Source organism: Ligilactobacillus hohenheimensis, assembly GCF_947381805.1.
Taxonomy (GTDB): Bacteria; Bacillota; Bacilli; order Lactobacillales; family Lactobacillaceae; genus Ligilactobacillus; species Ligilactobacillus hohenheimensis.
On record NZ_CANCXC010000001.1, the window covers coordinates 531,182 to 550,196 of the forward strand.

General features: G+C 50.6%; 14 protein-coding genes, 1 pseudogene and 1 riboswitch. Of the genes and pseudogenes, 5 read left to right on the forward strand and 10 right to left on the reverse strand.

The window, feature by feature from the left end:
- Positions 1–104: 104 nt before the first annotated feature.
- A complete protein-coding gene (locus tag QOR60_RS02665; RefSeq protein ID WP_283581811.1) occupies positions 105–1,001 on the forward strand; it encodes a YitT family protein in 897 nt (298 codons plus the stop codon).
- Positions 1,002–1,069: 68 nt separating this feature from the next.
- Here the strand turns inward: QOR60_RS02665 and QOR60_RS02670 are convergent, their stop codons facing one another.
- Positions 1,070–2,329 (reverse strand): tetratricopeptide repeat protein, encoded by a 1,260-nt coding sequence (locus tag QOR60_RS02670; RefSeq protein ID WP_283581812.1) that lies wholly within the window; start codon positions 2,327–2,329, stop codon positions 1,070–1,072.
- 163 nt (positions 2,330–2,492) lie between these two features.
- Between QOR60_RS02670 and QOR60_RS06920 the strand changes: the two are divergent.
- Positions 2,493–3,620, forward strand: a pseudogene (locus QOR60_RS06920) (tyrosine-type recombinase/integrase).
- A gap of 72 nt (positions 3,621–3,692) precedes the next feature.
- Here QOR60_RS06920 and QOR60_RS02685 read toward each other — a convergent pair.
- The gene (locus tag QOR60_RS02685; protein ID WP_283581814.1) at positions 3,693–4,109 is read right to left on the reverse strand and encodes a hypothetical protein; all 417 of its coding nucleotides are present in this window, start codon (positions 4,107–4,109) and stop codon (positions 3,693–3,695) included.
- Between the two features lie 215 nt (positions 4,110–4,324).
- Here QOR60_RS02685 and QOR60_RS02690 point away from each other — a divergent pair, with 215 nt between their 5' ends.
- Positions 4,325–4,681 (forward strand): MmcQ/YjbR family DNA-binding protein, encoded by a 357-nt coding sequence (locus QOR60_RS02690; RefSeq protein ID WP_283581815.1) that lies wholly within the window; start codon positions 4,325–4,327, stop codon positions 4,679–4,681.
- A 90-nt stretch (positions 4,682–4,771) separates the two neighbouring features.
- Here the strand turns inward: QOR60_RS02690 and QOR60_RS02695 are convergent, their stop codons facing one another.
- From QOR60_RS02695 to QOR60_RS02715, 5 genes are all read right to left on the reverse strand, one after another.
- A complete protein-coding gene (locus tag QOR60_RS02695) occupies positions 4,772–5,824 on the reverse strand; it encodes a hypothetical protein (RefSeq protein WP_283581816.1) in 1,053 nt (350 codons plus the stop codon).
- Entirely contained in the window at positions 5,805–6,383 is a 579-nt protein-coding gene (locus QOR60_RS02700; protein WP_283581817.1) for a hypothetical protein, read from the reverse strand. The genes QOR60_RS02695 and QOR60_RS02700 overlap by 20 nt, the downstream gene beginning before the upstream one ends.
- A gap of 619 nt (positions 6,384–7,002) precedes the next feature.
- A complete protein-coding gene (locus tag QOR60_RS02705) occupies positions 7,003–7,422 on the reverse strand; it encodes a nucleoside 2-deoxyribosyltransferase (RefSeq protein WP_283581818.1) in 420 nt (139 codons plus the stop codon).
- 9 nt (positions 7,423–7,431) lie between these two features.
- Complete coding sequence (locus QOR60_RS02710; RefSeq protein ID WP_283581819.1) at positions 7,432–8,427, reverse strand: DNA-processing protein DprA; 996 nt, start codon at positions 8,425–8,427, stop codon at positions 7,432–7,434.
- Between the two features lie 77 nt (positions 8,428–8,504).
- Positions 8,505–9,188, reverse strand: coding sequence for a DUF554 domain-containing protein (locus QOR60_RS02715; RefSeq protein WP_283581820.1), 684 nt, complete (start codon positions 9,186–9,188; stop codon positions 8,505–8,507).
- Between the two features lie 129 nt (positions 9,189–9,317).
- On the opposite strand from QOR60_RS02715, the gene QOR60_RS02720 reads away from it, so the two are divergent.
- On the forward strand, positions 9,318–9,848 hold the full coding sequence (locus QOR60_RS02720; protein WP_283581821.1) for a GNAT family N-acetyltransferase: 531 nt from the start codon (positions 9,318–9,320) through the stop codon (positions 9,846–9,848).
- Positions 9,849–9,866: 18 nt separating this feature from the next.
- Positions 9,867–10,250: a VOC family protein gene (locus QOR60_RS02725; RefSeq protein WP_283581822.1), complete on the forward strand. Its 384-nt coding sequence runs from the start codon at positions 9,867–9,869 to the stop codon at positions 10,248–10,250.
- A 126-nt stretch (positions 10,251–10,376) separates the two neighbouring features.
- Positions 10,377–10,475, reverse strand: a riboswitch (purine riboswitch).
- On the opposite strand, the gene QOR60_RS02730 is transcribed toward QOR60_RS02725, so the two are convergent.
- The 3 genes from QOR60_RS02730 to QOR60_RS02740 form a co-directional block, all read right to left on the reverse strand.
- The gene (locus QOR60_RS02730) at positions 10,436–10,795 is read right to left on the reverse strand and encodes an MFS transporter (RefSeq protein ID WP_283581823.1); all 360 of its coding nucleotides are present in this window, start codon (positions 10,793–10,795) and stop codon (positions 10,436–10,438) included. It overlaps the preceding riboswitch by 40 nt.
- Before the next feature lie 44 nt (positions 10,796–10,839).
- Complete coding sequence (gene addA, locus QOR60_RS02735; RefSeq protein ID WP_283581824.1) at positions 10,840–15,009, reverse strand: helicase-exonuclease AddAB subunit AddA; 4,170 nt, start codon at positions 15,007–15,009, stop codon at positions 10,840–10,842.
- Positions 14,999–18,826 carry a PD-(D/E)XK nuclease family protein gene (locus tag QOR60_RS02740; protein WP_283581825.1) on the reverse strand — a complete coding sequence of 1,276 codons (3,828 nt, stop codon included), beginning with the start codon at positions 18,824–18,826 and terminating at the stop codon, positions 14,999–15,001. The genes addA and QOR60_RS02740 overlap by 11 nt, the downstream gene beginning before the upstream one ends.
- Positions 18,827–19,015 lie beyond the last annotated feature (189 nt).

Below are 19,015 nucleotides of genomic sequence, written 5' to 3' on the forward strand. Positions count from 1 at the left end.
AGCACACCCCGTCCGCTTCGTCCCCGGCAGTCCCCCTTCGCTAGCCGCGAGCTGCCCCGTATGATACGATATGCAAAGCGACTAAAAATAAAGGAGGCATTTCTATGACGACAACAACAGACGAACGGCTCCGCCTCGTGGACTTTTTGATGATTTGTGCGGGGACCGCCATCTACGCGTTTGGGCTGGTGTTTATCAACATCGCCAACCGGTTAGCCGAGGGAGGCGTGACGGGAATCACGCTAATCCTGCGGTACTGGTTCAGCATTAACCCGGCCTACTCAACGCTGTTAATCAACATTCCCCTGATTATCATTGGGTACCACTACCTCGGGAAAAAGTCTTTGATTTACACCGTCTACGGAACGGTCATGCTATCACTGTGGATCTGGATTTGGCAACGATTCCCCGCCATCCACATCAACATCCACCACGACCTCTTCATCGCCGGGGTGCTGGCCGGGATTCTCGGCGGGGGTGGCTCCGGGCTGGTTTACCGGTTTGGGGGCACGACCGGCGGAACCGATGTGATTGCCAAAATCTTCGAGCATAAGATGGGGATTCCGATGGGCCAAACCCTCTTTGCCCTGGACGCGTGCGTCCTGACCGCCTCGCTGTCCTACATTGATCTGCGGCGGATGATGTACACCCTGCTGGCATCCTTCGTGTTCTCCCGGATCGTCAACTTCATCCAGGACGGCGCGTACAGTGCCCGCGGGATGATTATCATGACGCAGTTTCCGGAAAAAATCGCCCACGCCATCATGGACAAAACCAACCGGGGCGCCAGCTACCTGATGACCGAGGGCGCCTACTCCGGCAAACAACGCAAGGCCGTCTACTGCGTGATGAACCAGGGAGAACTCACCACGGTCAAACGGATTGTCGACCGGATTGACAACAAGGCCTTCATCTCGATCCTGGATGTTAACGAGGTCGTCGGTGAAGGGTTTACCTACGCCCCGGAGGACCGGGTTGAGGATGAAGTTCAGGGTAAATAATGCTTAAACCCAAACGGAGGACGTGCCAGTCAGTCACGTCCTCCGTTTTTTCTATATTAAAAGCATCCCTAATCAAGCAGTTCGTCCTGTAACTGCAGCATGTCCGGATCGTCCGACTCAAACCGCAGGGCCGCCGCCACGCACTCGCGCGCATCATCCCGGCGGCCCGCATTGCGGTAAAAGAGCGCCGCATCGCGCACAAACGCCGCGTCACTCATCAGTTCCGGCCGCGCCGCATCGTAGTGCTGCAGGGCAGCAGCGTAGTCATCCTGCGCCGCCTCTGCCCGGCCCAGATTCCACAACAGGTGGGCGTCCGGGCTGCCATCCTTCAGGTATGTCGTCAGCAGTTCGCGGTTGGCCGCCGCATCGCCCTGCCGCACTAGCAAGTCACTCAGCAAACGCACGCCCGTCACGTTGTCCGGGTCCTGGTCCACGATGGTCTGCAGGTACTGCCGGGCGAGCTTGGCATCCCCTAGCTGTTCGGCTAGCCGGCTCGCCCGCTCGTACAGTTGCGGGTTATACTCGTCCACACCAATCCCCTCCTGCAGGGTGGCCAACGCCTGGCGCGAATCCCCCTGGTGCACGTAAATGTCAGCCAGGTACGGGTACAGCGTCGCGTAGTCCGGGTTGAGTTCACGCAGTTTTTCAAAGTTCTGGCGTGCGTCGTCGTAGTGCTTGAGCTGCAGCTGCGTAAACGCCAACTGGAACCGCGCATCCGCATCGAGGTCCTCCTCGTGGATCTGTTCGAGGTACCCGAGCGCCTGGTCAAACTTTCCGGCTTCAGCGTAGGACACGCCCAGCCGCTGAACCAGGTTAACCTGCGCAAAATGGGTGACCCCCTGCTTAATTAGGTCCAGGTAGTACGCCACCGCCTTGCGGTACTGCTTGATGTCAAAGTACAGCTCCGCTAAGGCAAACTGAATGACCTGCTCGTCCGGCGCTAACCGCTGGGCTTCCAGGAGCTTTTGTTCTGCAACCTCAAACAGCCCCTGCGTCTGGTACAAGTCCGCTGCTGCTAGCAACGACTGCAGGTACGCCGGTGACGTTGGGGGAATCTGCGCCAGGTAGTCGAGTGCCTGGTCGTCATCCCCGGCACTGACCGCCAACTCCGCCAGGTCCACCCGGAGTTCATCCTCGTCCGGATAGCGCTCCAGCAGCTTCTCGTACGCCCGCTTGGCCATGTTGGTGAACCCGAGGGCCGCCAACTCCTCGGCCAGGCTGTGGACCATCTCATCGTCGTCCTTCCGCAGGGCCCACGCAAACTTCTTCTTGGCTTCTTCGTACTGACCCGCCGTCAGCAGGTCCAGCGTCTGTTCTGAAAAGCTCATGCCATCGTCCCTTCTTTACTGTTATGCGTTGTTTCATTATAGCACGTTTCCTGGTTACACCAGCTAAAATGTATACACGGACTATTAAAAAAAGACTGGGATAATATTGTGAAATAACAATAAGCAATGACACTTTCCGCCCACTACAAAAGAGGCGATCTCCATGGCAATCATAACTAAACGTGGCAACAAGTGGCAGGCTAAAATTTATTATTATGATTTAGACCATGTTCGCCATGCCAAAAGCAAACTAGGGTTTAAAACAAAAAAAGAAGCTACTATTTGGGCAACCGAAAAGGAAAACGAATTAAATCTCGGTAATTCCATTGTTAATTTCGATACGCTTTTCGCTGAGTATTTTTGGAACTGGTTTGAACAATTTAAGGAAGCGAACGTAAGTGAACGTACTAAATTAACTTACCGTCAGGCATATAACGCTTTACACAAATACCTTCGTGTTCCTATTAGTCGAATTAATCGTCAAAAATATCGCCAGTTTTTAAACACATACGGACACCAACACGCTAAATCAACTGTTAGTAAGTATAATTCGCTATATCATGCTTGCATTAAAGAAGCTCTTTATAACGGCGATGTTAAACGTGACTTTATCGAAAACGTTGATCTTGCGTTTAATAAAGATAAGACCCGGTCCATCGAATACTTAAACATCGATGATATGCAAAAGTTATGCGATTACTTGATTCAAACACGTAACCGGCATTTTACTGGAAAATATATGATACTGACCGCCCTATTAACAGGTGCACGTTTAGGTGAAATCCAGGCTTTGACATGGAATGATATTAATTTTCAATTCAAAACGATTGAAATCAATAAAGCATAGTATGACACAACTAAGTCTTTTAAAGATACCAAAAACGAATCTAGCAAACGATTTATCCGGGTCAATGATGAATTATTGACCTTATTATCTGATCTTAAGAAGAACGGTAAAAAAATGGTATTTGAAAATCAATACCAAACAATCCCGACTTCAGCAACTGTAAACAAAACATTGCGTGAATGTCTAGTTGATTGCACCATTAACAAAAAGGGATTCCACTTTCACTCATTGCGCCACACACACGTTGCTTATTTATTGTCCGAGGGTATTGATATTTACGCGATAGCAAAACGTTTAGGGCATTCGGATATTACTACTACCACTCGCGTTTATTCATACCTAATTGATGAATTCAAAACTCGGACGGATGATCTAATTGCTGCAAACCTTGAGAAATTAAAATCTGCCCGACACGAAAACTCAAATGAATTGAGAACAACATGAGAACGAAAACATAAGCCAAGTAATCAAATATGTATAATCACACTATCATAGAATAAATTATCTTTTACTTTATCAAAGAACTTTCCAAACCACTAACAAAATACCAAAAACTGTAAGTACAAACCAATCAATACGGGTAGATCTATTCAATTCATTATGGCGCCTATCAGTCTTCTTACCAAAAGCAATATAAAAACCCAAACAACAAAAAACAATACCTATAACGGTTTCTACCAAATTCCTAATAATCCAATAAATGCCTATAAGTCTAAAACAATAATTCAACCCATGAAAGAAACAGAACGAAATTAAAAAGATTATTACGCTTACTAAACAACATGCTTCTTCATTCCCGGGTTGATTGTAATCACTATGAACAAAATACCCTACTATTCCGGATTTTTTCCAGTCCTTATGGCGAAGAAAATCAACAAACTCATTAAATTCTTCTTTCTTCGTTTTCCAATGTTTCCTATCCTTTTTATTCACTTTAAAAACTCCCTTTTATTTTGGAGTGCTTTACAAAGCTCAATCTTATTTATAAATTATCGTTCAGCCTTATTAACACTTAAAAAATCATATTTTTAACGTTACGGTAACACATAGCTAATGAATACATTGTTATTACTGATTAAAATCCCAATTTTCTTACTACCATGCTATCATAAACAATAGCTAGTTAATGAACAATTTAGGAGTACTCCATGACACGCGACGAATTATTTGAATACCTACTAAACACCTATGACGTTTCTCCGGAATTCATGTGGAAAAAACACCCTAAGTACGCCGTTTTTCGCCACCCAGAAAATAAAAAGTGGTTCGCCCTCGTTATGAACGTTGATCCTCTAAAAGTCGGGATAAGCAATTCTCCTGACAACGAAATAGAAGTTCTCGACGTTAAAATGGATCCCGAAAAAATCAGCCTTTTACAAAAAGCAGCCGGCTTCAAACCGGCTTACCACATGAACAAGGAACACTGGATTTCAATTATCTTGGACCAGTTTACCCTTGAAAAAATTATTCCGTTGATTGCAGACAGTTTTCAATTGACTGAATAACTGGCAGTGATGCTATGCCCCCAATCGTGGATCAAACTTCCAAGATTGGGGGCACTTTAATCGCTACTCGAAGAGATATTCTTCTATTCTTTAATTCCCGATTCCCTGATATTTATAAATTTGCTTTTTTGTCCAATGAATTTCCGTTTTTTTAATGTGTTTTTCTGCTTGATGATTCTTTTTTTCGTGCTGTCGCATTGTTAGATTGTATTTAGCAGCCAATTCTTGCCGTTTACTAAATGGTTCGTGTTCGCTGGCGTCACCAGTTAGATAGTCATAATCATAACTTGAAAGTGACTTACCGTTGATTTCAATTAAAACAACATTACTTTGAAGATTTTGCACATCCCTATCATCCCTACATACATCTGTTGAGTTCAAAGTAATTTTTGAAGTTGGAATGACTGCAAACTTTGCTGTTTTAATCCCGGTTACATAGGAACTCAGTCCTGACAACTGATCATTTTCGTATAATCTTCGATTTTTAGCGTACTGTTTTTTCATCATTACTAATGTTGACTGCCGTTGGGTTGTAGTTATCATTCCAATCCCCTCAATTAATCCATAACTAATAATTACAGTTGCCCATAAAGCAACCCAATTCTTTTTCCGTGACCACTTCGAGCGATTAAGTAGGATCAATAAAATGATTCCTAACGCGGTACTAATAATCAAACAGCTCAATGAAACAGAACGCAAGGTAAAAGCGTAATGATACTGAATTCCCCCCTCGTCATCATAAACAAGTGGACGTTGAAAAAGACCATTAAAAATAAACAAATAAATAATATTAATAATTATAGAAACTATTATCAATAGCTTACTCTTATTTATTAGCGTAATCCCCATTAAAATTTCCGGAATAATGTAAATTAAGTATGCTCCGCCTAAAGTCAAAATCAATATCCAGGGACCAGCACCAGTTAGGACGTACCGTGCACACCATAGCGAACTAATTAACCCGGTCAAAATAAACCCAATTACAAGACTAATGAATCGCTTTTTAGATAATGGTGAGCGATTCTCACCACCACGTTGGTTCTTTAATTCTCGTTTTTCTTCAATCATTGTTATCAACCACCAAAATGGGGGACGTTTTTTCTCCTTAATAGAAGCCCGCAACTTATTCGCCATCGCTTCCATTATCATTCATTGCATGCTTTCCAGGCGCAGCACCGTTATAGCCTAACAAACCACTGATTGACCCGCTAACCATGTTTTTTATCCGCTTCACCGCTACCTTTAGCCTGCACTTTTCCGGGATAAACGCCCATACCACAGCAAATACAAAGTAAACAACGCATAAGTCTTCCAGCCAGTCTATCAACTGGTCCAGCGCCGTTTCCTGGTTATCATAGTATGTAGCACTATCAACGTGATAGTACCGAGAATGGTGCCCATGCCAGCTTCGCGGAATCAAATAATTAACAGTATCCTTTACCCTTGATCCCAACGATTGCGGTTCATCATCCGTCTCGTCATCATCTAAATGAGTGTGCGTCCCATCCTCATCTTCATTATCGTCATGAAAGGTATGGCCTCCCGTTCCTTCATCGTCATGAAACGTATGCGTTGTGTGGCCGCCCCCAAAATGGTCCCCGCCGATGTGGCCGCCTCCATGAAAGCCACGTGCTAATGCAACGGTTGGGGTAAAAAACATTAACACGCACACAAAAACAACAATCCACCTATTCTTCTTCAAAACCCGTCTCCTTTATCCTGGCATTATTATCTAACAAAGAGAATAGTTAACTCACCCTAACCCCAATTCTGTCTGTAACCTATCGATTACCGAACGTAACTCTTTACGACTTTTATGAGTTAGGTAATACAAACTTACCGTAAGGGCGTTCGCACCCTTAGTAATATCACTCATACTACAGTCGTGGATTTCCTTAGTCTTTACTGTAAGAACAGCACATTTATAGTTTATAAAATTAGTACTTAACCCGGAAACGTCAATGGCTAAGATGTCATCAAAACTTATTTCAATTGCGCTCTTGGTAGAATCGCCTACTCCTCCTATGTTTAAGCTAATAAGATTCTGAGGAATAAGTATCCGTCGATCGAAATCGATTTCTAACGGTGAACTTAATGATAGAAATACGGGCATGCTGATTGCTACGGTTACCAGAATCGAGACGTATACTTTTATGTTTTTCAAAAAAGACTCATAAAAAATAAAATAAGATTCGTGAAACGAAAAATACAAAATAAAAGCGATGGGTAAAAGAAAAATTGCCAAAAAGTAGCATACAAAAAACGCCCATCCTGCTACCGATTCTCTAAGTACAATCCTGTTGTTTTTCACAAATAAGCACCTACTTTAACCGTGCCAGTTCCCTTTCCAAAACCTTCTCCGCCTCTTCGACCGTCTCGTATTCATAGATCCTGTTAAAGAAGGATGTCCCCGCAATCATTGCGGATAAGCGCGCGACTTGTGGCCGGTACAGAATAATGGTCGGCTTCTTCAACTGCTCCGCCATTGCCAGCTCATACCCCACTCCTAAACTTGGATGGGTTGCTTCAGCTACCACCACATCGCTAGCCGTTAGCCACGCAACGTCACGGTCCCGAATTTCCTGATCACTCATCTCGCTTTCGGTATTCGCCGTTAAATTAGGGTTCCCAATATGCTCGGTTAAAACGTGGTGCTGCTGGTTTAAAAACGTAATGAGCCGTTCATATAGCTGGCGGTCATCCCGTCCACCCCGAATCGAAGCAGCAAAGTAGATTTCCATGATTCCCTCCTAAAATAGGTGCATTTGACGGCTTTGCGGCGTTGCCGGTCGTTCTGCTAACCGCCGGCGCCGGGCACTCGCCATCCGTCGCTCAAAGACTTCCAGGCTATCCTCCTGCCAGAGCGGCATGGCCCGGTCGGCCTTAATGAATTCCTGATTGCCCAGGGCCTCAGGAATCTTAGTCACATCGTCAATCTGCGGGCACTGACTGTGGTCTAACATGGCAACCGGGCGGTGTTGCTTAAACGCGTGCTGCAAGGCCATTTCGGTCTTTCCGTTCTGGTCGGTTTCAACGACCACCAAGCCGTCGCTTATCCCGCTTTCCCACTCATCGCGGGCCGCAAGAAACTGCCGGCGCGCAGCCGTACCGTAGCGGAACGATGACACTAGCGCGCCCCCCCGGGCAATGATTTCATCCGCCAGGGGTTCATTTTCTGGCGGATAAATCGGTTGTTCCAGGCTTTCTCCTAGAATCGCAACGGTTTTCCCGTCAGGCACATCCAAGGCGCCCCGGTGTGCAGCGGTATTTGTGCCAATTGAAAGGCCGCTCACCACCGTGTAGCCGTCCGTTGCGAACTTCTGTGCCATTCGCCGGCTCATCTTTGCTCCTAAATCCGTGGGACGCCGGGTTCCAATAAAGCCCACACTTGGCGTGTTAAGCACCGCCGCATCCCCCTTGACGTACAGAAGGAGCGGGAAGTTCACCAACCGTCGCATGTTTTGCGGGTACGCCTCTTCCTGGTAATTAATTACCTGAGCGCCATCCTTAACCGTCTTGGCCAGTAAGTCAGCGGCGTCCTGTTGAATATCGAGCCACTTATGCGGGTCGAGGTTGCCGGCCAAATACTGCTTGCGGACCGCTGCAACCCGGCACCCTGGAATCCAGCCCGCCTGCGCAAGCCGGGCAGCGGGAATCCGGGCTAAAATTTGCCGGGCAGTTTTCGGCCCCACGCCCTTAATCATTTCCAACGCCATAATCAACCGTGAATAATCTAATGGTTCCACCATACTGCACTCCCTTACTTAGTTTCCGTTTTTAGTATAGCGCGCTCCCGGAAAAACGCCGGCAGCAAACCCTTCAACTACCTTAACCCGAGCAATAACCCATAAAGAAGCGGGCCCAACAGGGCGGGCAACATGTTTGCCACCTTCAGTTGACGAATCTTTAATACGTCAATGGCTAGCGCAACAAGGAGGGCCGAACCGACCGCCCCGATTTCCGTAATAACCGCTGTCGTTAAAAACGGGTGGAGCGCCGCAGCCGCGCAATAAATGACCGTCTCGTAAGCAAAAACGAATGGTCCCGCAAACAACACGCCCGGGCCAAATGCCGCCCCGTAAATTAACGACGCCAGCACGTCCAGGACAATTTTCATTAGCATAATATCGGGATTATGGCTCAGCGCTTCGTTTAGCGGGCCGATAATCGCCATTGAACCAATGCACTCAATCATCAGCGCAGCGACAAACCCGGTCACAAAATCTTCGTTTGCCGCGTGAAGCCGACGTTCCAGTATGTGACCGACTCCCGTAAATCGACCGTCAATATCCAACCAATAGCCCACCAGTGTTCCTAAAACAAGACTAACCAACATGAGGAGCGGCTGCTTAGTGGTAATGGCTCCCTGAATTCCGATAATGCCCACACACAGCGTTGCCGCGTCCAGCATCGCACTTGTTTGGGTGGTCGTTAACACGTGTTTCAACGGCTGACTCAGTAAGCTGGCAATCACAATTCCCACTAAATCCAAAATAACGTACAGCACAATTCTTAACTCCGTTCGTTTAATCTCCCCTAAATTATACGAATTCTTAGGCAGAACGGCAACGGCGCTTGCAGTAATAACGGGGGCCTGTGTACAATGATGACAGTTTACAATTGAGGAGGGACTAACTTGCAACTTCGATTAGCAACGACAGATGACCAACCGGTAATAATGGAAATCATTAACGGGGCCATCGCCGCCCTAAAGCAGGTTGGCAGCCCTCAATGGCAAAACGGTTACCCGAATAGTACGACCATTGCCACTGATATTAAACACCACGTTGCGTACGTCCTTGAAAAGGAGCAAACGGTAATTGGTTATGCCGCCATGGTTGGTGGGGCCGACCCAAATTACCAGCACATTGACGGTCAGTGGCTCACTGCGGGCACCAACTACTGCGCAATTCACCGGGTAGCCCTTGCAAGGAGCATGCGGGGACAGGGAATGGCCACCCCGTTTCTAAAGTTACTGGTTGACCGCGCCCGGCAAAATGGCTACCACAGCATGCGAATTGACACGCACCAGCTTAACCTCCCAATGCAAAAAACGGCGGTAAACGCGGGGTTTATCCAGTGTGGATTTATCAAAATCATTGACGAACCCACTGACCCCAACCGCATTGCGTACGAGCAACTCCTCACCCCAACTGATAATCATTAACCAAAGGAAGGATTTTCCATGAAGATTAGTCGTATTGATCACATTGTCCTGACGGTAAGCGACGTAGCGCAGGCGACCCGGTTTTACCACGAGGTCTTTGACATGCCAGTCATCCAACAACAGAGTACCGCAGAAGTAACGACACTGCGGTGCGGGCACCAACTTATTCGCCTGCAGGAGGCCGACCGGAATGCCCGTAAAGCTGCCCACCCAACCGTCGGCAGTGCTGATTTGTGCATCGTTACCCGTGATGACCTGGCAGACGTCTACCGGCACCTTCAGAGCTACTACGTGAAGATTGAAAGTGAACCGGTTGCCAAGCAGGGATCGGAGGGACAAATGCATTCCATCTACCTGCGTGATCCAGATGACAACCTAATTGAAATTGCCTCGTACAAGTAAGGAAACGTAAAAGTAAAAACCACGTCTTTTAGGCGTGGTTTTTATTGCGCACGGTTTCTGTGCTTAACTAGGTCTAAAGACGATAAAACAAAAGCGGCAGTCCTGCGACCACCGCATGCAATCACGAACTTCACCATCACCCGAGGTAGTCTGAAGTTTACGGCTTCAGGTAGAAACGACCAGCCTTATCCATAGTCATATACCACCAGGACGATGAAGAACAAATCATTCATCGTTTTTATTATACGCAAAAAGTTACCAAATGCGAAATCATTACTCAACAAACATTCCGGAATGAAGAGCACCCCCGCCATTAAAAAGAGGCGGCGTAACGCCATCCGTTTCATTAGGTATGCCGTTGTACTCATCGTGATGGTTGCTACCAGGTAGTAGCCTGCCGAAAGCCACTGAACGACCGCCAGCGAAACGGCAAACTGCCGCATTAACGTGGGAAACGTCACCACCAGGGAGGCGCCCAGTAAAATTCCAATAAACCCAAGGCAACTGGCACTGACAACCGCAACCCCGTTTTTTCTAACTGACACCTCATCATCCCCTCATCCGACTAATCACCAGAATGTTTTTATCACTACTTAATTGTAACGATTTGCCGGGCACCCACCGCATATAACGCCTTGGTAATAACTGGTTGCCCGGTCATGAGGGTTAGGGCCTGGGCATACAGGTTGAGCTGTCCCTGATACTCGGTTGCGAGCTGCTCCAACCCGCCCGGCTTCGTGGCGAGTTGGTCGGTCTTATAGTCAAACAGGACAATTCCTTCCTTAGTTGGAATATACCCGTCAATAATCCCATGAATCAAAACAGGCTGGTCCGGAAGTGTCGAATCGTTAAACAGCTGGTTCGCCGGATACAGCATCGCAAACGGCGCTTCCCGGTGAGCGACTGTAGCATACTGCCACAGCTGCTTGCCAATTGCTGTTTGGTAAAACGCAACGATTCCTTCAACATCAAGGGCGGCCACAACCCGCTTGGTTAGTTGCCGCTGGGCGACCAACCGGGCACAGGTTTGCTCAACCACCTGCGGCGTTACCGGTTGCGCAAGCGGAACGTTTTGGAATACCAAGTGTGTTGCGGTTCCCAGCGTTTGCGCGCTTAATGGCGCTTCCTTTTGTTCCGTTGGGCCCTGATAAAAGCGGGGCATGTTAAACCGTGGCGCCCGCCGACCAGAATGGTGAACCCGGTCAGTGACCGTTAATTCAGGCATTACCGCCTTATCCGGATCATCGAAGTAGTGCTTGATACTCGTTACCGCCTGATATGCCGCCGTGCGCGTGGCCGCCTCATTAGGATACGTGAATTCCAGGACCTGCTGGATGGACTCCGGCAACGACGCTAGCGTATCCTGCGCCCGCAGCCATTCAACGGCGTGCTGCTGGTGCTGGTACGCTGTCATTCCCTGATTTTGCGGGGAAATGGCCTGCGCAAGGGATGGTTGGTCCCACACGGTCATTTTTAGTTGGGGCACGTGGGTGGCAAAGAACGGTGGAACTGTTGTTTGCTCCCATCCCGGAAGCCCTGTTGTGGTGGTCATCTCCCCATCCTTAACCTGGTGAACCGTAATCTGGGCGGTTCCGTTCGGCATTCGGCCCAGGCACAGTAAAAGCCAGTCTAAATACGACTTTGCCGTCGCCCGGCGCTCGTACGGGAGAACCTCAGCACTGGTTTGGCTCGCAACCGCCAATCGCTCAGCAAGGTCCTGCGTCACTTTTTCTGGCTTACTCCGCAGCCGCCCGGTAATGATGACCTTCTGTTCGGCCCGGGTAACCGCTACGTATAGCTTACGCATTTCTTCGGCTAACAGCTGCAGTTTTTCCTGCTGCTGCAGGTAATGCATCTGGGGAAGTGCAAACCGAACGATGAGGTGTTCGTTTTCCCGACCAGCTTCCGTGTCGTCGTCATTAACGGCCAATCCCGCTAATTCCGGTTCGGCCCCGCCATCAACGGCAAGGCGCAGACCCATCCCAATATCCTTGTTGATAATAAACGGGTCCCGCTCCCCCAAACGAAACTTTCGGTCAGTATCGATTACAAAGACCACCGGAAATTCCAGTCCCTTACTCTTGTGAATCGTCATGAAGTGGACCTTATCCGCCTCTTCCTGGGGATTTTGGCTGGATAAATCACGTTGCCGGTCTTCCAACCGGTGCACAAACCGGATAAACTGATATAACCCCTTAAAGCTGGTCTGCTCGTATTCTTGGGCCCGCTCATACAACGCGTGCAGGTTTGCCTGCCGCTGGGGCCCGTTTGGCATTCCGCCCACAAAATCCAGAAAACCCGAATGGTTATAGATGGTCCAAATCAAAGTAGCAATGTCGCCCCGGTGCGCCTGAACCCGGTAAGCTGTCAGGTCATCCAAAAACTGCTGAACCTTGGCGATTAAATCTTCTTCCCAATCCGGGTGGTAGTCCACCAGTTGCTTGCGGTCGTGCTTAACGAGGTACGCATACCGCGTCAGTTTCGTATAAAAATCGGTTTGTTGGCGCCCATTGACCTTGACTAACGCCAGCTCGTTCTCGTCGATGCCGTATAACGGTGACCGGAGTACCGCCACCAGCGGAATGTCTTGGTGCGGGTTATCAATCACCTGCAGGAGCGCAAGCATAATCTTGATTTCCGTCATCTGGAAGAAGTTGGTGGTTTCGTCAACTGCCACCGGAATATCAAACCGTTTAAAGACCGTCGTCAGGGCTTCCCCGCTAGTCCGGGTTGATGCCAGCACGGCAATGTCGCCCGCCGTTACCGGCCGCCGCTCCTTAGTCTGACGGTCAAAGATGGTCTCATGCTGGTCCAACATCTGCCGAATCCGCTGGGCGACCATCACCAATTGGCCCTGGTTTCCCTGCAAATCAGGGTCCGCGGCATCGTCCGCCGAAGCAGGCGCCTCTGCATATAATAGAACCTCTGCCGGGGTTTGTTGCACCGCCCTTCCTGCTGCTTGATAAACCGGGTTGGCGTTATCCATCAGCGCCTGGTCATCGTACGTTAACGCCCCAATCTGGTTATCCATTAACTGCCGGAAGAGGAAGTTTGTCAGCTGCCCTACGTTTTTCACTGACCGAAAGTTCTGCTGCAGCACAATCAACTCCCCCGGAGTCTGCGCTGGCAACTGCCCGTCTTCTGCTGGTTGGAACGTATCGTACTTGTGCTGGAAAAGGTGTGGATCCGCCTGCCGGAAACGGTAAATTGACTGCTTATTGTCCCCCACCATAAAGACGTTGTGGGTGGCTAAACGCTGAATAAGGGCTTCCTGTACCCCGTTGGTATCCTGATACTCGTCAACCATGATTGTCGTGTACTTTTGCTTGAGGGAGGCACACAGCTCGTCGTTTTCCAGTAATTGCAGGGCGTAGTGTTCCAAATCATCAAATTCCAGCACGTGCCGCCGTAACTTTTCCCGCAAAAAGGCTGTCCGGAATTGTTCGGTAAGCGTAGTCAATAGGTCGATTACCGCCGCCATTCGCCGGGTTAAAGTCGTCAGGTGGGTTGCCGAAAGCTGCAGGTACTGCCCCACCGGATCAGCGGTTGCCTGTCGGTCCTTGGCAGGAGCATTCCCGTACACTTCCATAACCTGCGTCTTTCCTCCTGGTAGTTTGTCGTCCAATCCCCACGCCCGGTAGAAGTTAACGGCCGCAACAATGACCGGCGATAACACATCATCAAGGTGATCCTTAACCAATTTGGTCCTGACACTAAGATCCTTAAGCGGGTTCGGGATTTCCCTAATCTGGTTAACCAACGCCACCATCGTATCCCAGTCAGGAGACGTGGTGTCATCCCACGCCATCAGTTGTCTTTCCAGGTCCGCCCACGCCGCTTGCATGGCCGGAAGGACCTCTTCTTGAATCTTCTTAACCGCCTTAGTAGGCTTCTCGACGGTCATCCCCGCCAAAGCCGCAAGTCCCGCGGTGATCGGCGCAATCCATTCCCTGGTCCGGCTAATGGTGGCGGTAAACAGCGGCGCCACCACGGTTTGACAAAAAGCGGTATCATTAATCGTTCCGTTTTCCGGAATGGCGTATAGCTGGCGCGGAACGGTCTGCAACCACTTGTCCGGGTGAGCGGTCGCCCCCGCAGCGGTATCTAAAGCCGCCACCACCTCCGTCAACGCTTCGTCAGCTTGTTCCCGGTCACCGCTTAACAGGTTTAAAACGTCTGCGTAGGATTGTCCCAGTTCATCAACGGGCAGCCCCTCATCATCCAGGTGCCGCAGGGCTTCCTGGTAAAACCGCTCACGCACCTTCTCCCACACGTCATCCCACATGATTTCCCGTTCGGCATCGTCCGCCAGCAACCGAAAATCTGGGTCGAGGGTGGCGTTGGGCTCACCGGTGGGGTTAACGGCGTAGTAATACTGTTGCAACAGCCGTAAACAAAAGGCGTGGAGGGTACTAATATCCGCCACGTTGACGGCGGTCAACTGCTCTTGAAGGTGGGCCACCAGCTGCGCGTCGGCCTGCGGATCAGCACTCATCGTTGCTAACCGCTCCTCTAAATCCGCCTGCAACCGGGTGCGCATTTCTGCGGCCGCATCGTTCGTGAAGGTGGTGATCAGCATCCGCCGAAGGTCACCGTACCTTCCATGTTCGTCCTTCGTTGTCAGGAGGTGCATCACCCGTTCAACAAGCACCCGGGTTTTCCCCGAGCCAGCGGAAGCCGCTACCAAAATATCATGGCCACCATGAAGAACCGCCTTTTTCTGGGCAGGCGTTGCCCGGTCCATAAAACTACTTGTCATCCGTCGCGTCCTCCTGTTCTTTCCGGGTATGCTGTTTGAACTGAATAAACCGTTCGTCGTTCTTGAGCGCCTGTAACTGAGCGGCTAGTTTGTTAGGCTGGGCCGTGACCTCCTGCTCCAGGTCGTGGTACGTATTCCCCAGTCCAGGATCAAACAACATTACCTGCTGGTAGTCCGACTGCTGGACCGCGTTACTCGTACGCAGCCGGTACGGGTACATGGAAATTACCCCGTCATAAATTAGCTGCCGGGCCGCGTCAAGTTTATACAGGTCATAATCCAGGAGCATTGCAAAGTCTGACGGCGTCAGCATCAGGCTCTTTCCCTGACCCTTAAACACGTTATTCTTAGTCGTTCCCAGCCCATACTGCTCAACGTTCGGCGTGGTGGTTGCCTGAGTCACAATCTGCCCGTCATCCGTAATGTTCATGATAGTCGCCGTCAGCGCGTTGAGGAAGCCGTCATCCTCGTCCGCCGTAAATAATCCACTGTACTTGAACTGGTCGTTTAACACGGTAAGCGGCGTCGTTCCTGATTTAACGGTGGACTGCCCCACCTGGGGACTCCGCACCGTTACGTAAGTTCCACTGCCCCGCAAAAGCTTGGGCGAAGCATTGTGGGGAACAAACGCGGGGATCCCCGCTTGTTCAATTAATTCGTGCAGTTTAGCCTGGTTATTGGGCTGGCGCAAAACGTTTAAGTACGTAAGTAGCTGCAGCGATAGCCCGTTTTTCAGCCGCACAATGAAGTGGTCGAGGTAGTTATTGGCCGGGTTACTCGACTTATAGTCCACCACGTTGTAGTACAACTGCCCGGTCGGAGTCGTTACCACGTCAATCCGGTCAATTTTCCCGTTAACGTTCATTTGCCGGGAGCCACTTCCCAGGTGCAGGGCCCGCAACGGAGCGTTATGCCCACTGTACTTCGTTTCTGCCGCCACCGGAAAGAGGGGCTGGCGCCGTTCTTGCCGGTAAAAAGCGCCCGTTAAGCCGTGAAGCGTCTGGTTCATTCGGTGCTGGAGGTACCGGTTCCGTGCTGAATTGTGGAAAACGGCAAAGTCATCCTCCTGCTGCACCTGCGTAATGGCCTGCGCAAATAACCGGTCAAACTCGTGGTGCGGTAGCGTCCGCAGCGTCGCGCCCGCCGCAACGACCTCCTTTACAAAGACTTCCATCACCCGGTGCAGGTAATTACCCGTATTTAGCGGGTCAACCTTAAAAACGGGCCGGGGGCGCAACCGCAACCCGTGATTGAGGAAAAAGGCGTACGGGTTCTGCCAAAATTCCTGAATACTTGAAACTGATCCCCGAAACCGTTCCCCGTAAAGCAACGGAACCAACGCCGGGGCCAGCTGCTTGTCCCCCGCCGGATCAAACGATATTTCTCCCTTAACGGGTGCACTCGCCGGAAGCACTGCGTTGACGTAGGTTAACCCGGCAAGGGCAGCCCGCGCCTTAGGGATGGTCCCGAGACGGTGAAGGAGCGCCCGCCATCCGTCACTGAGCGTTGGTGTGCCTTCTTGGAGGGCCTGCCGACACAACGCAATAAGTTCGCCGAGCATTCCCTGCGCCGTTCCCCCGTACGGTAACAACGAATCAGTCGGCGCAGGAATTGCCCGCACCCGGTTGACCGTCACGTTTAACCACGTCGCAATCTGGGCAATCATCGGGGCAACGTCGTAGGTCGCCCCATCCCGACCGTTTACCGGGAAAGTAACGAACAGCGCATCCGTTGCCACCAACAAATCCCGCAACAACCGGTACGGCGCTGTGGCCATCTTGAGGTCAGCGCCGTCCGCTAACTGGGGACCATCATCCTCCAGTAATTGGGCAGCCAACGCCGTCCGGTCATCCGCGCTTAAAATGGTATTTTGCGTCACCGTTCCGGGAAGGTCCGCGGCCGTTGCGCCCATGATGAAAACCACCTTCTTGTTACGAAGGTGCATCCCGTTCAGGGGGCTAACAATTACCTGGTCAAGCATGGCCGGAATTCGGCTGTACGTGGCAGTTGCAAACCCGTCCGTAAACAACTGCGTGAAGGCCACCACGTCAAACGGGCGGTCACCCAGCGTAACCACGTATTCGTCTAGTAACCGGCATAGTTGGTTCCACACCTGCTCTGACCGGGTCGGATCAGCGGTGGCACCGCCGAACCCAAAGTGTTCTTCGGCAGTCGTGGACACGTATTCCGCTGTCCGTTGCCATCCTTCCAGCTGCGTTTGAACACCACTTTTCACTAAGAAGTCCATGAGAGCCTGGGCAAATTCAGTTCCGCTTTTTGCCGTTTTCACCTGATCAAAAAACGGCAATAACCAGTCCACCACTGTCTGCCGGATAACGTTCGCATTGGCGTTAACCCGGTCAGCGGCGCGGCGGTCTGCGGGGTTCATTCCAACTTCAACCGGAACCACCGTCCACTCCTGCTTCCAGGCCGCAAGGTGATTAATTCCCCGGGCCAACAGGTAGTTTTCAACAACGTCCAACGTTGCCCGGAACGTCCCGAGGTTGTGCCGGTTATCGGCATCATCATCGCCGAACTCCGGGACCAGCAGCTCGGTTTTTAATAGGCGCATCATCATCGTCAGCGTAAAGTCGTAATGCTGACCATCGTTATATATCGCCAAGAGCGTCGTAATCAGGGCAACGAGGGGATGCCCGCCCATCTGGTGCTGCTGGTCAACGAAAACGGGGACGTCCTGTTGCGTAAAGAAGGGTTCAATTAGGTTAGCGTACGGGGCCATTGTCGGCACAAACACCGCAATATCGCGGTACCGTAAGTGTCGGGTGGCCACTAATTGCCGAATTTGACCGGCGACCCACTTCACCTCATGGGCACGGTCCATCAACTGCGTTACGGTCAAGCCGTAATCAGCGCTTGCTGGCGTGCTGGTTGGGCGCGGCGTTTGACCCGTATAACGGTTTTCCCATTGGTGGGCAATCTGCTGGAGCACCGGCGCCAACGTCCTGACAGGAGCCATCTTCCAGGTAACCGCCACGTGGGCCTGCCGCGCACTTGCCCGGAGTCGCCGGGCAAGCCGCACCGGTTGGTAATACAGGTAAGTCGGTGCCACCGTCTCCTGGTCTTCTACCAGTTGCCGGGCTGTCGGTGACATTACTAAGCTAACAATTACCTGCCGCATCCGGGAGAGGAGTACCCGGATCAATTCGTGCTCTACGGCTGAAAAGTGATCAAATCCTAAAAAGGCAATGCTGGTCTGCTGAAGATCCGTCCGCTGCTTAAGGTGGTCCACCAATCGCTGGGTCACCGTCGTCGGGTCCACGTAGTTTTCCAGGTCCACGTGAACAAACGCCGTGTACACGGTCGTTAAATCAGCCAGTTTTGCTTGCAGGGTGGAATCCGTTACCTGGTCCTGCAGGATCTGCAAGTCTGCGGGGGTAAAGCCCCCCTGCCGCAATTCAATTAACTGGTTAGCAAGCTGCTTGGCAAACCCCGGATGATTGCGCTCCCCCGCAAAAACCCGTAGCTGAGTCGCTGGAATTTGTTGCAGAAGGTCGCTGACCAGCATGGTCAACCCCGCACTACTAAACATTGACCGCTGCATTGCCGGATCGTTTCGCAAAAAGTACCATGCCAATCGGCTCACCGAAAAGACCTGGACGTTTCCCGCCGCAAACGGTTCCCCGGAATTGCCCGCAAGGCTCTGTAAGAAATGCACTTCCGCTTCAAACTTTACCTGGTCAGGAACCACGATAAACAGTTGGTCCTGCGGATGGCTCGTCCGTTCCTGCTGAAGTAATGCTAATGCTGCGCGGTCGTGGTCCCGCGTTGCATCCCCGTATACTACCGTTAAGCCCACCAAAAAGCCCCCTTCATTAAGTGTTTCCTTTAGTATACTATTTCCCTGCGCGAGCGCCCATTCCTCCGCGCAAACTTCACGGAAGCTTTTCCCTTATTTCACCGCTATTTTGTTGACTGGCAACAAAGTGACGAGTATTATATTCAATGAATCGCGGACGGCGCTAACCCCCGCGGCTAATTTTTTTTC

Excerpts from the sequence above, each read along its gene's own strand:
- QOR60_RS02695 (WP_283581816.1), bottom strand. The coding sequence starts at position 5,824 with ATGGAAGCGATGGCGAATAAGTTGCGGGCTTCTATTAAGGAGAAAAAA.
- QOR60_RS02665 (WP_283581811.1), top strand. The coding sequence starts at position 105 with ATGACGACAACAACAGACGAACGGCTCCGCCTCGTGGACTTTTTGATG.
- QOR60_RS02670 (WP_283581812.1), bottom strand. The coding sequence starts at position 2,329 with ATGAGCTTTTCAGAACAGACGCTGGACCTGCTGACGGCGGGTCAGTAC.
- QOR60_RS02705 (WP_283581818.1), bottom strand. The coding sequence starts at position 7,422 with ATGGAAATCTACTTTGCTGCTTCGATTCGGGGTGGACGGGATGACCGC.
- QOR60_RS02725 (WP_283581822.1), top strand. The coding sequence starts at position 9,867 with ATGAAGATTAGTCGTATTGATCACATTGTCCTGACGGTAAGCGACGTA.
- addA (WP_283581824.1), bottom strand. The coding sequence starts at position 15,009 with ATGACAAGTAGTTTTATGGACCGGGCAACGCCTGCCCAGAAAAAGGCG.
- QOR60_RS02690 (WP_283581815.1), top strand. The coding sequence starts at position 4,325 with ATGACACGCGACGAATTATTTGAATACCTACTAAACACCTATGACGTT.